Below are 13,075 nucleotides of genomic sequence, written 5' to 3' on the forward strand. Positions count from 1 at the left end.
ATGCTTCGCGCTGCGATCGGCAAAATAGGACTGGGCTGATTTCGGTTCATGGCGACCGGTGGAACAATGAATTGGCCGGCAACTCACCGCCTCTGCCGCCGGCCTTCTGCGTGCCACGGCCCAGCCGCTGGTCCTCCGTTCATCTGGAACATCATGCTCAAATCCGCCCTGATTGTCGATCAAGACGAAATCCAACGTTGCGCGCTGGTGCGGATGCTGGCCAAGATCGGCGTACCCGAGGTGGCAATGGCGCATGACGGCGCGTCGGCCGTGGCGGCGATCCGGCAGCGGCAGTGGGATCTGGTCATCGTCGATCTCGACATGGCCGACCGCACCGGGCTGCAGATGATAGACGCGCTGGCCGATGCCGGCGGCTGCGGCGGCATCGCCATCGCCAGCAGCCATCCGTCCCGCATCCTGCAGGCCGCGGCAAGCTATGCCAGGAACCGCGGCGTGCCCATCATCGCCGCTCTGGGCAAACCTCTGGAAGCGGCCTGCCTGATTTCATTGATCGAGTCGCTGGCCCGTTCGGCGTTGGCCGACGGCGCGGCCACGGTACGTGCCGCGGCCGAGAGCAGCGGCGCGGTCCTGGCCGGCCTGAACCGGGAACGCCTGCTGCGCGCCCTGGCGCAGCGGGAAATCACGGCATATTTCCAGCCGCAGCATTGTGCGACGACCGGCGAATTACGCGGCGCGGAAACACTGGCCCGCTGGGCCGGGGATGGCGGCGCGATGGTGCCACCCGCGGCGTTTCTGCCAGCATTCGAGGCCACCGGCCTGCTCGAACCCCTGACCGGCTACATGCTGGCGCGCGCTTTCGAAGCGCAGCGCGAACTGGGCAGCCGCCCGGATTGCGTCATCGGCATCAATGTGCCGGCGGTTGTCGCCAGCTCCATCAGCTGGGCCCAGGATGTGGCCGACCGCGCGGAACAGGCGGGCGTGGAACCAGACCGCGTCGTCATCGAAATCACCGAGGACGGCGGGGCGCGCTCCAACGGGGCGCTGGCTGGCGCCATCACGCAATTGCGCCTGCGCGGCTTCAGCTGCGCGATCGACGACTTCGGCACCGGGGATTCGTCGCTCGACCGCCTGCTGTGCGCGCCCTTCGACGAACTGAAGATCGACCGCGACCTGATCGCCCGTGCCGGCCGGCAGGGGCATGCCCAAAGCATCCTGGCCTGCACCATCGAAATGGCGCGGTCGCTGGACATGACGGTGGTGGCCGAGGGCATCGAAACCCATGAAGAGCTCGAGATGGTGTGCGCATTGGGCGTGCAGGTGACGCAAGGCTATTTCCACGGCCGGCCGATGCCGCTGGACACGTTCCGCCAATACGCGCTCAGCCAGGGCGTGATCGGACACGGAATCCTGAGGATGTACGCCAACGCCTGAGGCGGCAACCTGCGGCCGGCCGCAAGCCGGCCTGGCTCAGGATCCCGCCAGCACCACCAGTACTGCCAGGCCCAACAGCAGGCCGAAGGCCGCCAGCGCGTACGGCAGCAACTGCACATACACGCCGCGCTCTTCCCCGCGGCCATGGGCCAGTCCCGCCGCGATCGACATCCGCACCGGCGAGAAAATCCCCATGGACGTGCCGGACACATGCAACAGCGCGGCCGCGGCGGGCACGCTCAGGCCCGCGTTCAAGGCCAGCGACAGCTGCGCAGGCATGAACAGGCTGTTGGGCGCGTTGCCGCTATTGGCCAGGATGCCGAATACGCCGGCCAGCACCGGCGTGATCAGGATGGTCCAGTCCTTCAGGCCAGCGAACAGGCCGTCGGCGTAGGCTTGCGAAATACCCGCGCCCGCCAGCACCTCGGCCATCATGGCGAACAGGAATACCGAGTACACGGCGTGGCGTCCGGTGGTCCAGGCCGCGCGCGCCTGGGTAACGAGCAGGCCGCGCTGACGGCATGCTGCCGCGATCAACACGGCGCCGATGATCAGCCAGCTGCCGGCATGCAGCAAGGGCATCCAGCCTGGCAGGTCCACAAACGGCCGGAACGCCGCCAGTCCGCCCAGGCCGCTGTTCAGGCCCGGCAGCAGGCGCGTGGCGACCAGCCATGCAATCATCAGGATGTAGGGCAGGGCCTTGCGCGCCGCGGCCTTCATGCGGGGCCGGTCCGGCCGGCGGTCCAGCAGGAAGCGCAGCACGATGAGCGGGCCATAGGCCGACAGCAGCGCGGTTTCTGGTCCCAGCAGCGCCGTCGCGGCGCTCAGCGCGGCCAGGCTCGCTATCATCCACGTGGCCTCGCGCACATGCTCGGCGGGCTCGGCCCGCAAGCCCGCGCGCCTTGCGGTGCGCCAGTACAGCAGCATCCACAGCACGGTCAGCAAGGCCACCGGCACCATGCCGTACAACGCCAGCTGGGTGGCCGGGACGCGCGCATAGGCCGAGGCCAGCAGCGTGCCGCTGCCCATGGCGCCCCAGGGAATCAGGGTTTGGCTCAGCAGTGCGAACACCATGGTCTCGCGCGGCTTCAGGTCCAGCGGCCGGATCAGCAGCACCGTGCCCAGCATGCCCACGCCAAAGCCGGTGGCCGACTCGGCGAAGGGGCCGACCAGGAAACAGGCGAAGAACAGCAGCCGGCGGCGTGCCAGGGGATGGGCCAAGGTGGTCTTGCCGCCGTCCGCCGCATCGCGTGTCGCGCGTCCTTGCGCCGCCATGTTCCAGAACAGCAGCCCCCCCAGAATGTATGGGGTGATGATCCAGCCTATCCAGAGACCCCGTTCCAGCGCCAGCCCGAGTTGGCCGACGCCAAAAGACGCGGGCGCCGTGTACAGCGCGATCGGTATGGCGGCAAGCAGGCCAAGGACGGCGGCGGCGGTCGTGTTCACGCGCCCGCTGGCGATGGCGCCGATGACGGCCAGGGCGGGCAAGGACCACAGGAGGTACATCATGGATGGATCGTCTGCATGGCGGAGTCCGGGGTGTGGCGTAGCGCGTAGCAGTGTATGCCGGGAGCGCGACGGCGCTGGCTCATGCCTGCCCGATCGCAGGGTCTTTTGGAAGACACGGCAACCGTACGCTGCGTCCTGCGTCTGGAACGCGGGACGATGATAAAAATGCCGAGACCTGCGGCGGCAGGTTCAGAAGTCCAGCGTGGCGTGCGGCCAGCGCTTCTGCGCCACCAGCTCGCGGGCGACCTGGCGCAGGATCTCGACCACCGCCTTGGTGGCGCGCGAGGCCGGCCGGTCCGATGGGTGAGCCAGTATGCGGCGCAGGCTGAGGCCTTCGATGGGCTGGGCGGACAGGCGGCCTTCCTCGATGTCTTCCTGCACGGTCGCGGCGAAGTGCACGGTCACGCCGACCTTTTCCCTGATGAGGCGTTTGGCGACTTCCATGGTTTCCACTTCCACCACCGGATTCAGATGCACGCCCGCGTGCGCCGCCTGGGCCTCGAGTTCGAGCCGCACGCCGGACTTGGCCAGGCCGGTCATCACCAGGGGCAGTTCGGCCAGGTCCCGCACGCCGATCCTGGCGGGCCGCGTCTTGCGCGGCGTGGGCGGGCCGATGAGACATATGCCTTCGGTCAGGAAGGGATAGGTGAGCAGGTTGGCCAGGGGAACCGGACCATTGAGCACGGCGAGGTCCACCTGGCCCTTGAGCAGCATCTCGTGCAAGGCGGGGGAGAAGGCTTGAACGAAGCGCAGCCTGACTTCCGGCAGTTGTTCATGCACCGCGCGCGTCAGGGGTACGGCAAGGGTCATGGCTAGTCCGGGGGAAAGGCCGATGACGATGGGGCCGCTGGGATGGCGTTGCAGGGCCGACATGTCCTGCTTGAGCTGTTCGGCGTAGCGCAGCAGGAAGGAGGCGCGTTCCAGCAGGAAGGCGGCTTCCTCGGTGGGGGACGCGCCGCGCGAATGGCGCACGAAGAGCTGCACGCCGAGCTCTTCCTCGAGCAGCTGGATCTGGCGCGTGAGCGCGGGCTGCGCCACGTGCAGGACGCTTGCGGCCCGGCCGAAATGCCTCTGATGGGCCAGAACGACAAAGTAGCGGAGTTGCCGCAGATCCATTTCTGTTCGTGCTCCCAGTGCCAGGACGAGTCATAACAAAATTATATGAGAGTGGTAAGAAAATGGTAGTGGACGCTGTATGGAGCAGAGCTTTAACTTGCATCAGCCGCGAGAAAAGCGCAGCGAAATCTCTGTTTGAAGCTCATCTAAAAAAGGAATGACATGGATATCAACGTCCAAGAAATGGAAGCCACCCGCATCGCGCGCTGGGGCAAGGTCGAGCCCTACCGCGAGACCTTCATCGAAAGCCGCCTGCCGGGCATGAAGAAGAACATCTACAAGATCATGAATCGCGGCGTGCTGGAGAACAAAGGCGTGGAGCCGGCCATTCCCGGCAACCACCGTTTTGGCGTGACCTTCATCGAAATCCCCGTGGGACAGGGCGCCAGCCTGCATGCCCACAAGACCGAGGAAGTCTTCTGCCCGTTGAACGGCCAGATGGAAGTGATCTGGGGCGAGAAGGGCGAACACTCGGTCATGTTGAATCAGTGGGACGTGATTTCCTGCCCCATCGGCGTGATGCGCGGATTCCGCAATCCCAACCCGCATGCCCTGGTGGTGTATTCCGTGGTCGGCGGCACCGATGAGGAATGCGGCCGCATCGCCTGGCATCCGGACGTGGTGCGGGCTGCCGAGAACACCGGCCTGGTTTACGGCACGGACGGCTTCCTGAAGGAAAAAGCGGACAGCTGATGTCCGCGGATGGCGTACACCGGCCAGCGCGTGACGCCATCGATCAAAAAAACATCGAGGAGATCAAGGAATGAACCATGCCGACGGCCTGTCCCGCTTGATGGCCAGACGACGCGTGCTGCGGGCTGTCGCCTGTACGGGCGCGCTTTGCGCGGTCCCCGCGCTCGGCCAGGCCAAGCAGCTCGTTCCCTTCTTCGGCAGGAGTTCGCGCAAGCCGGTGCGCCTGGTGGTGCCGTTTGCGGCTGGCGGCACTACGGATATCGTCGCCCGTCTGCTGGCCGCGCACCTGCCCGCCTACCTGGGCCAGACCGTGATCGTCGAGAACCGCCCGGGCGCCGGCGGCAATATCGGCGTCGCCTCGGTCGCGAAGGCGGACCCGGATGGCGGCACGCTGCTGCTGGTGTCCTCGTCATTCGTCACCAATCCGGCCATCGCCCGGGAGCGGCCCGCCTACGACCCCATGCGCGACTTTGCGCCGGTCAGCCTGGCGGTCAGCTCGCCGGACGTCATCGTGGTGCGCGCCGAAAGCGGTTTGGCCACGCTCAAGGACCTGCTGGACGCTGCGGCCCGCAGCCCCGGCACGCTCACGTACGCCACGCCGGGCAACGGCAACAGCGTGCATCTGGCGGCCGAACTGCTGTGGCGGCGCGCGGGCGTAACGGCTCTGCACGTGCCGTACTCGGGTGCCGCGCCCGCCGTGGTGGCAGCACTGGGGGGCCAGGTCGACTGCGCTTTTTCCGCGCTGCCCGCGGCGCAAGCCTTTCTTGCGGAAGGCAAGCTCAGGGCCTTGGCGGTGGGCGGCGAAGAGCGCTGGCCGGCGCTTTCCGGCGTGCCGACGATTGCGCAAGCCGGGTTTGCGGACTTCCGCTCCGAAACCATCCAGGCCCTGTTCGCGCCGGCGGGCACCCCGGCCGCCACGGTGGAGCGCGTCAACAAGGCTGTGGCCGACGTACTGGGCAAGGAGCCGGTCCGCAAGCAATTGGACGGACTTGGATTCCGTGTGGTGGCCAGTTCCGCCGCGGAACTGCAGGCCCGGGTGGCGCAGGAAGTCCCCAAATGGGCAGCCGTTGCATCCCAGGCCGGCATATCGGCCGACTGAAGCGCGGCCCGCAAATTTCATTAGTCAGACTACAGGATTGAACGTATATGAGTCATGCCAATTCCTCCGCGCAGACGCGCGCCCCCGGCGAGCCGCGCGCCATTCCCGCCACGCCGCAAGCGCTGCTGGCAGCCGTGCTGGCGGCCAACCAGGCGCAGGACCCGCGCACCCGCGTAGTCCTGGATTCTTTGATCCGCCACCTGCACGCGTTCGCGGCGGACGTGAAGCTGAGCTACGAGGAACTGCACCAGGGCCTGGACTTCATGGTGCGGGTGGGGCAGGCCACCAATGCGCTGCGGCACGAAGGCATATTGCTGGCCGACATCCTGGGCGTGGCCACGCTGGTGTTGCTGATGGACGCCGAGGGCGTGCTCGAGGCCGGCGGCACCGAGCCTGCGCTGATCGGGCCATTCTGGCGCGCCAACCAGCCCATACTCGAGAACGGCGCGACGATCGCCTCCGAAGATACGACGGGGGACCGGCTGCTGGTGTCGGGCCGCATCTGTACGCTTGACGGCAAGCCGCTGACGGGCGCCCGCCTGGAAACCTGGCAAGCCGCGCCCAGCGGCCTTTACGAGAACCAGGATCCGCACCAGGAAGACATGAACCTGCGGGCCGTCTTCTTGACCGACGAGGACGGCCGCTTCTGGTTCGACAGCGTCAAGCCGGCCGGTTATGGAATACCCATCGATGGCCCTTGCGGCGACCTGCTGGCCTTGCAGCAGCGCAACCACATGCGGCCCGCGCATCTGCACTTCATTGCATCGGCCGCCGGCCATAAAGTCCTTACCACCCAGATCTTCGACGCCAATGACGCCTACGCATACAGCGACGCGGCGTTCGGCGCGGTCGGTTCGCTGTTGCGGAAGTTCGAGCCGTCGGGCGACGGCAGCTATCGCCTGGAGGTGGAGCTCAAGCTCGAACCGGGCGAAACCCGCATGCCCAAGCCGCCGCTCTCCTGATTGCGCCTTTCCCATCAGTCCTCAACCCCGGTGCGGCATGCCGCGCCCAGGGCAGCCTTTGCCCGCAACAACCAGAATCCAGAGACAGACATGAGCCAGAAAACCCAAGCCCTGCGCGTGATCGAACGCGTCTCAGCCGTCGCCGACCTGCAGCCGACCCTGGTCGACATCTCCGTACCGCAGGCGCCCGCAGGCCACGCCGTGGTGGAAGTCAGCGCCGCCGGCATCAATCCCAGCGACGTCAAGGCGGCGATGGGCATGATGCCTTACGCCATCTGGCCGCGCACGCCCGGACGCGACTACGCGGGCAAGGTCATCGCCGGCCCCGGCGAATGGATCGGGCAGGAAGTCTGGGGCACGGGCGGCGACCTGGGCATTACGCGCGACGGCACCCACGCGCGCTACCTGCTGCTGCCGGTTGCGGCGCTGGTGCGCAGGCCCGCGCACATACCCGCGGCCAGCGCCGCCATGGCGGGTGTGCCTTTCGTCACCGCCTACGAAGGCTTGCGCCGCGCCGGCCTGTCCGGCGCGGGCCAGACAGTGGTGGTGTTCGGCTCGAACGGCAAGGTCGGGCAGGCCGCCATCCAGCTGGCCAGCCGCGTCGGCGCCAGGGTGATCGGCGTGGAGCGCGGCGGCGAAGGCTATGTCGGCCACGCGATGTCGAGCGTGTCGGTCATCGATGGCAGCCGCGACGGGATCGCCCAGCGCGTCATGGAACTGACCGGCCAGGTGGGCGCCGATATTGCCTACAACACGGTGGGCTCGCCGTACTTCGCCGCGGCGCTGGAATCGCTCAAGGTGGGCGGCCGGCAGATCGTCATTTCCACGCCTGACCGCAACGTGCCTTTCGACATCCAGGCCTTCTACCGCCGCGACCTGCAACTGATCGGCGTGGACAGTCTGAAGCTGGACTCGGCCCGCTGCGCCGAGGTGTTCCGCGCGCTGCTGCCCGGCTTCGAGGACGGCAGCCTGCAGTCCTTTCCGGTGAACCCGGACGCCGTGGTGCCGCTGGCGCAGGCCCGCGAGGCCTACGTCAAGGTGCTGGAGGGCGCGCAGGACAGGCCCGTGCTCGCGCCCTGATCCGGCGCAAGTCTTATCTGGCCGATCGCCTGTCCGTCTTGGGCGATCGGCTTTTTTTCGCGCAGCAGAAGAACATCAGGAGACAAACCATGACACTGCATCGCAGGCATTTCCTTCAATACGCGACCGCGCTGGTCGGCACGGTGGGGCTGAGCTCCACGCTGTTGGCGCAGCCGGACTATCCGGCGCGCCCCATCAGGATGGTGGTGCCGTTCACGGCGGGATCGACCACCGACGTCATAGGCAGGACGGTGGCCGAACAGCTGGAGAAAAAACTCGGTCAGCCGGTGGTGGTGGAGAACCGGCCGGGCGCGGGCGGCGTGCTGGGCGCCACCATGGTGGCCAGCGCCGCGGCCGATGGCTACACCGTGCTGGTGCATTCCGCCGCCCATGTGGCGAACCAGTCGCTCTACGCCAACCTCAAGTACGACACCCTCAAGGACTTCGCGCCCGTGACCATGCTGGCGTCGATGCCGAACGTGATCGTCGCGTCGAACGCGCGCAACTTCAAATCGCTGAAGGACCTGGTGGAACGTGCCCGCGCGGAACCCGACCAGTACACCTACGGCTCGTCCGGCAGCGGCAGCGGCGCGCACATCGCCGGAGAGAAGTTCCGGGCGGCGACCGGCATCCAGGCGATCCACGTGCCATACCGTGGCACGCCGGAGGCGGTCAACGACGTGATCGCCGGCCGGGTGGACTGGTTCTTCCTGCCGCTGCCGCTGGCGCTGCCCATGGTCAAGGCCGGCAAGCTGACCGCCTTGGCGATCAGCGCCGACAGCCGTACGCCGGCGCTGCCGGACGTGCCGACCACCGCGGAAGCGGGCTACCGCGGCGTGGATCAGCAGTTCTGGGTAGCCATGTTCGCGCCGGCCGCGACGCCGCCGGGGGTCCTGGCCAAGCTGCATGCCGGTACCGAACAGGCGCTGCGCTCGGAGACCACGCGCGAGCGCTTCGAGAACCTGGGCGCCGAGCCCGCGCCGATGCCGCAGCAGCAATTCGCCGAGCTGATCAGCCGCGAAATGGAAAGCACCGGCAGCCTGATCCGCGGCGCTGGCATACGCGTAGGCAACTGAGGCGGGGGGTAGGGGGGATATGTCAATACTTAGAAAAATCGGCTTGCTGGGCGCCTGTGCGCTGGCCGGTCCGGCGTTTGCGCAATCGTCGTCGCTGACGCTGTTCGGCCATATCGATCTGAACGTGACCAGCGCCTCGGCGGGCAGCACGTCCAAGATCGGCATGGACCAGGGCGGCTACATGCTGCCCAGCCGCATCGGCATGCGCGGCACGGAGAGCCTGGGCAATGGCAACTCGGTCGGCTTCTGGCTGGAGGCGCCGATCCTACCGGCCTCGGGCGGCCCGCAAGGCTTGAACTGGACCCGGCGCTCGACCATCAGCCTGAGCAACGACCGCTATGGGGAGCTGCGGCTGGGGCGGGACTACACGGCGGCATTCTGGAACGTGTCGTCGTTCTCGCCCTTCGGCACCGTGGGCGTGGGCGGCAGCAGCAACATCATCAAGGGCTGGCCTCTGGGGCTGGAAGGCGCCACCACGCTCTCGCGCGCCAGCAACATGGTGGCGTACTTCCTGCCCAAGAAGCTCGGCGGCATATATGGGCACCTGAACTATGCGCGCGAAGAGGATCTGCGCGGCGCCGATTATGCGGGCGGGCGGCTGGGCTACCAGTCCGGTCCGCTCAACGTTGCGGCGGCTTATGGCAGAACCTCGATGGGCGGCGGCGACCACTACGAAACGGCAACCTTGGGTGCCAGCTATGACTTCAGCGTGGTGAAGCTGTTCGCCAACTATCTGCTGCAGAAGATCGGGCCGGACAAGCAGCACGTGGCCCTGGCGGGCGCGTCGGTGCCCGTGGGCGGCGGTCATGTGAAGCTGTCGTATTCGCGTTCCACCCAGAGCGGCCAATACGAAGGCGACGACGCCCAGCAGTTTGCGCTGGGCTACACCTACGCGCTCAGCAAGCGCACGGTGCTGTACACGGCGGCCTCGTTCATCAAGAACGACGGCAACGCCGCTTTCGTGACCGGTGACGTCGCGCCGGAAGGCGTGCCGGGCGCCAACTCGAAGGGGTTCCAGGTGGGTATCAGCCACTCGTTCTGACCGTGGCGCCGCGCGGCCCCGCGTGTACTGCGGGGCCGCGGCCGTCTTCGTCGAACCGGACAGCACTGGCGGCCTGATCCTTGGCGTCGGGCCGCTCACAATTCCTTGCCAACTTTCTCTTCTCGAGAGGGTCTGCACGCTATTCCTGTAACCATGACGTGTCACAGTGTTCTGGCTGACTCTCAGCTGAACCGTGCCGTCGCGCCCCGGACCTCTCAAGGGCTCTCACAGACACGATATTCCGTGCACGAACGAGCACCGTTTGCGCACGGCCCCGCAGCAGTGGGTACATTTTTTGGATGTTATGTCTAGAACCCCCTCCGTCTCGTGCAGCTCCGCGCGCAATTGTGCGATCTATATTTCCGGCGGTATCGGCGACGGTGTGCTCAGCATGGTGTTTGTCCGGGCGCTCGCCGAGCAAACTGGAGGGACTGTTTCATTGCTGATGACTCAGGACGAGTCGGCGCAGGAACTGTTTCGCGCTCAGCCCTACGTGCGGGAAGTCGTATCGGTGCGATCAGAGCATCGACTACGAGGTTGGGAACGTGTAACACGGCTGAGCCAGGTATTGGCGGACCACGCCTACGACACCCTGTTTTTCTTTACCTTCCGTACTCACGTTGCCTTGGCGGCCCGCTTGGCGGGGATTCCACAGCGCATCGGTTTCGTGCGCATGCATCAACCGCATCTTGGGGCGCTGCTTACGCATCGGATCTGGGTGCGCCGCAAAGGGACCCCGCATCCTGATTTCTATACATGGCTGCCGTTGCTGTATGCCAAGGCGGGCTACCAGTATGAGCCGCGTTACCCTTCGCTGTTCTGTACCGCGTCGGCCAGCAGCAAGGCCATGCAATTGTGTCAGACACAGTCGCGGATGATCGGATTCGGTTTGAATGGCTCAGTGCCATGCAAACGCTATAGCGGCCGAGCGTTCGCCGAGGTGGCGCGGATCTTGCATGCGCGGGACAACGGGCTGCGTTTCATGTTGGTGGGCGGCCGCGACGTCCAGCATATTGCGCAAGAGATTTGCGCCTTGCTGCCGGAGTCCATGGTCGTGCTGGACGCGACACGGCAGGCCTCGGACATATGCGAGAGTCAGGCATTGATCGCGCGCTGTTCGGTATTTGTGTCCAACGATAGTATGGGCATGCATATTGCAGCGGCCCACGGATTGCCGACCATAGGATTGTTCGGGGCTACCCCTGCGATGCGCTATGTGCCTTGGCTCCATCCTCTTCAATCCACCGTGGATGGCGACATGGCCGCCATCGCGCCGGCAACGGTGGCCGAGGCGATCTGGGAGCGTTTGGGCGAAGCCTCCGAGAAGGCGGAGGCGGTTCCCGCGCTCAACCATGAACCGGTATGAAACGATGCGCGGCTCCGCGTCGGCAGCGTGACCGCACTTTTGCGGATTACCTGCCGGCTCGCGCGGACGCGGCCGGCAGCGCGCCGGTATCGTGCACCGCCTTGCCTCCCAGCAGCGTGAGGACGGAATTGATGGCGTGGATCTGGTCGGCAGGCATCGTCAGATAGGGCTGGTCCAGCACTGCCAGGTCGGCCAGCTTGCCAGCGTTTAATTGGCCCCGGTCGTCTTCGTCGAATGCCAGCCAGGCGGCCTGGCGCGTATAGAGAGCGAGCGCTTCTTCGCGCGTCAGCAGGTTGTCCGGCTGGCGCTGCACGGTGGCGCCGATGGCTTGCCCGTGGACGTGGTACTCGACCGCCTGCCAGACGCCGGCCACGCCGATGCGGGTGGAGTCCGTGCCGCCGGCGACGGGCAGGCCCAGGTCCAGCGCCGTGCGCACCGGCGGCGAATCCTGCTCCGCGCCCTTGGGATTGGCGGCGCGTATCGCCTCGCCCTCGAAGTACGGACCCATCTGCACCGTATAGGCCAGCCCCAGCTGTGCCATGCGCTCCAGCGTGCGCCGCGAGCCGGTATTCAGGTGGGCGATCGACCAGCGCAGCGGCCGCAGGTCGTGGTCGCGGCCGACTTCCTCGAACACATCTAGGATGGCGCTGGCGGCATCATCGGTGTAGGCGTGGATCTCCAGGGGAATGCGGCGTTCGGCGGCGTAGCGGGCGATGCGGGCGAGTTCCTGGCGCGCTTCTGCCGGAGGGTTGAACCCCGGCCCCATGCGCACGCCGTCGTTCATGGCGGACACCAGGTTTTCGCCCAGCCCCAGGAAGGCAAGCTGGCCATCGTCATGGCGCGGCGGGCGGAACGCCATGATCTCGCGGAACCATTGCGCCTCACCGCCCGCGCGCATGGCCGAGATCCGGTAGCCGGCGCGCACGGTGAGCGCGCCGCGGTCGCGCAGCGCGTAGAGCGGCTCGTAGGCCTCGGCGGCGCCGGCCGACGGATCGATGAAGCCCGTCAGCCCGCGCGCGTTCATGGCGCGCAGAAAGGCTTGCAGCCCGGCGGCACGGTCGGCCGTGTTGCTCAGGCGGGCGAACAGCGCGTTGAACGGACCAATGCCGCCCAGCAGCCTGCCGGTGGCGCGGCCCTGCGCGTCGCGCTCGACCGTGATGCCGTGCAATTCCGGCGGCTCGACGCGGTCCAGACCCAGGGCTTCGATGCCGCGACTGTTGAGCAGGGCGTAGTCGTACAGGTACTGCACATAGGCGGGATGGCCCGGAACCGCCTGGTCCAAGTCGGCCCGCGTGGGCGCGCGGCGTTCGCGGAACTGCCGCGGATGCCACGATCCGACCACGGCGACCCAGTGGTCGCGCGGGCGTTGGGCCGCGTCGCGCGTCAGCCGGCCCAGGGCGTCGACCAGGCTGGGCGCGTCGTACCAATAGGTTTCGAATGCATAGGTCTGGCCGCCGCGGATGGCGTGGATGTGCGTGTCGATGAGGCCGGGTATCACCGTGCGGCCCTGCAGGTCCAGTTCGCGGGTGGCCGGGCCGATGTGCTCTGCCACTGCGTCGTCGCCGCCCACCGCGACGATGCGTTCGCCGCGGATCGCCAGGGCGGTCGCGCGCGGCGCTGCCGCGTCCATGGTGATGATGTGGCCGTTGCGCAGCACCAGGTCCGCATCGTGGCCGTGGGCGGCGTAGGGCAGCGCGGCGGCCAGGGCGAGGACGAGGGTGTTGGTTATTTTCATGGGTG

The 13,075-nt window shown here is 67.0% G+C and carries 11 protein-coding genes; 8 read left to right on the forward strand and 3 right to left on the reverse strand.

Going from position 1 to position 13,075, the window contains the following annotated elements; all coding sequences use genetic code 11:
• Positions 1–153: 153 nt before the first annotated feature.
• Positions 154–1,392, forward strand: coding sequence for an EAL domain-containing response regulator (locus AC3WOB_RS11555; RefSeq protein WP_492275081.1), 1,239 nt, complete (start codon positions 154–156; stop codon positions 1,390–1,392).
• A 36-nt stretch (positions 1,393–1,428) separates the two neighbouring features.
• Here AC3WOB_RS11555 and AC3WOB_RS11560 read toward each other — a convergent pair whose 3' ends face one another.
• Both AC3WOB_RS11560 and AC3WOB_RS11565 read right to left on the reverse strand, forming a co-directional pair.
• Positions 1,429–2,901 (reverse strand): hypothetical protein, encoded by a 1,473-nt coding sequence (locus AC3WOB_RS11560; RefSeq protein ID WP_492275082.1) that lies wholly within the window; start codon positions 2,899–2,901, stop codon positions 1,429–1,431.
• A gap of 189 nt (positions 2,902–3,090) precedes the next feature.
• Positions 3,091–4,017 (reverse strand): LysR family transcriptional regulator, encoded by a 927-nt coding sequence (locus AC3WOB_RS11565; protein WP_492275083.1) that lies wholly within the window; start codon positions 4,015–4,017, stop codon positions 3,091–3,093.
• A 162-nt stretch (positions 4,018–4,179) separates the two neighbouring features.
• Between AC3WOB_RS11565 and AC3WOB_RS11570 the strand changes: the two genes are divergently transcribed.
• From AC3WOB_RS11570 to AC3WOB_RS11600, 7 genes are all read left to right on the forward strand, one after another.
• Positions 4,180–4,710 carry a cupin domain-containing protein gene (locus tag AC3WOB_RS11570; protein ID WP_013393743.1) on the forward strand — a complete coding sequence of 177 codons (531 nt, stop codon included), beginning with the start codon at positions 4,180–4,182 and terminating at the stop codon, positions 4,708–4,710.
• Positions 4,711–4,780: 70 nt separating this feature from the next.
• Positions 4,781–5,809, forward strand: a complete 1,029-nt coding sequence (locus tag AC3WOB_RS11575; RefSeq protein ID WP_492275084.1) for a tripartite tricarboxylate transporter substrate binding protein — start codon at positions 4,781–4,783, stop codon at positions 5,807–5,809.
• Positions 5,810–5,856: 47 nt separating this feature from the next.
• Entirely contained in the window at positions 5,857–6,771 is a 915-nt protein-coding gene (locus AC3WOB_RS11580) for a dioxygenase family protein (protein ID WP_492275085.1), read from the forward strand.
• Positions 6,772–6,861: 90 nt separating this feature from the next.
• Complete coding sequence (locus AC3WOB_RS11585) at positions 6,862–7,851, forward strand: quinone oxidoreductase family protein (protein ID WP_492275086.1); 990 nt, start codon at positions 6,862–6,864, stop codon at positions 7,849–7,851.
• Between the two features lie 89 nt (positions 7,852–7,940).
• Positions 7,941–8,927 carry a Bug family tripartite tricarboxylate transporter substrate binding protein gene (locus tag AC3WOB_RS11590; RefSeq protein WP_492275087.1) on the forward strand — a complete coding sequence of 329 codons (987 nt, stop codon included), beginning with the start codon at positions 7,941–7,943 and terminating at the stop codon, positions 8,925–8,927.
• Between the two features lie 19 nt (positions 8,928–8,946).
• Entirely contained in the window at positions 8,947–9,969 is a 1,023-nt protein-coding gene (locus tag AC3WOB_RS11595) for a porin (RefSeq protein ID WP_492275088.1), read from the forward strand.
• 304 nt (positions 9,970–10,273) lie between these two features.
• Positions 10,274–11,335: a glycosyltransferase family 9 protein gene (locus AC3WOB_RS11600; protein ID WP_492275089.1), complete on the forward strand. Its 1,062-nt coding sequence runs from the start codon at positions 10,274–10,276 to the stop codon at positions 11,333–11,335.
• 46 nt (positions 11,336–11,381) lie between these two features.
• Here AC3WOB_RS11600 and AC3WOB_RS11605 read toward each other — a convergent pair whose 3' ends face one another.
• Complete coding sequence (locus AC3WOB_RS11605) at positions 11,382–13,070, reverse strand: amidohydrolase (protein WP_492275090.1); 1,689 nt, start codon at positions 13,068–13,070, stop codon at positions 11,382–11,384.
• Between the last annotated feature and the right edge of the window lie 5 nt (positions 13,071–13,075).

This window comes from Achromobacter sp. FW305-C-30-7, assembly GCF_058783105.1.

Bases quoted from the DNA above. Each gene is read 5' to 3' on its own strand.
- AC3WOB_RS11590 (WP_492275087.1), top strand. From the start codon at position 7,941: ATGACACTGCATCGCAGGCATTTCCTTCAATACGCGACCGCGCTGGTC.
- AC3WOB_RS11585 (WP_492275086.1), top strand. From the start codon at position 6,862: ATGAGCCAGAAAACCCAAGCCCTGCGCGTGATCGAACGCGTCTCAGCC.
- AC3WOB_RS11575 (WP_492275084.1), top strand. From the start codon at position 4,781: ATGAACCATGCCGACGGCCTGTCCCGCTTGATGGCCAGACGACGCGTG.
- AC3WOB_RS11595 (WP_492275088.1), top strand. From the start codon at position 8,947: ATGTCAATACTTAGAAAAATCGGCTTGCTGGGCGCCTGTGCGCTGGCC.
- AC3WOB_RS11555 (WP_492275081.1), top strand. From the start codon at position 154: ATGCTCAAATCCGCCCTGATTGTCGATCAAGACGAAATCCAACGTTGC.
- AC3WOB_RS11565 (WP_492275083.1), bottom strand. From the start codon at position 4,017: ATGGATCTGCGGCAACTCCGCTACTTTGTCGTTCTGGCCCATCAGAGG.
- AC3WOB_RS11605 (WP_492275090.1), bottom strand. From the start codon at position 13,070: ATGAAAATAACCAACACCCTCGTCCTCGCCCTGGCCGCCGCGCTGCCC.
- AC3WOB_RS11580 (WP_492275085.1), top strand. From the start codon at position 5,857: ATGAGTCATGCCAATTCCTCCGCGCAGACGCGCGCCCCCGGCGAGCCG.
- AC3WOB_RS11600 (WP_492275089.1), top strand. From the start codon at position 10,274: ATGTCTAGAACCCCCTCCGTCTCGTGCAGCTCCGCGCGCAATTGTGCG.
- AC3WOB_RS11560 (WP_492275082.1), bottom strand. From the start codon at position 2,901: ATGATGTACCTCCTGTGGTCCTTGCCCGCCCTGGCCGTCATCGGCGCC.
- AC3WOB_RS11570 (WP_013393743.1), top strand. From the start codon at position 4,180: ATGGATATCAACGTCCAAGAAATGGAAGCCACCCGCATCGCGCGCTGG.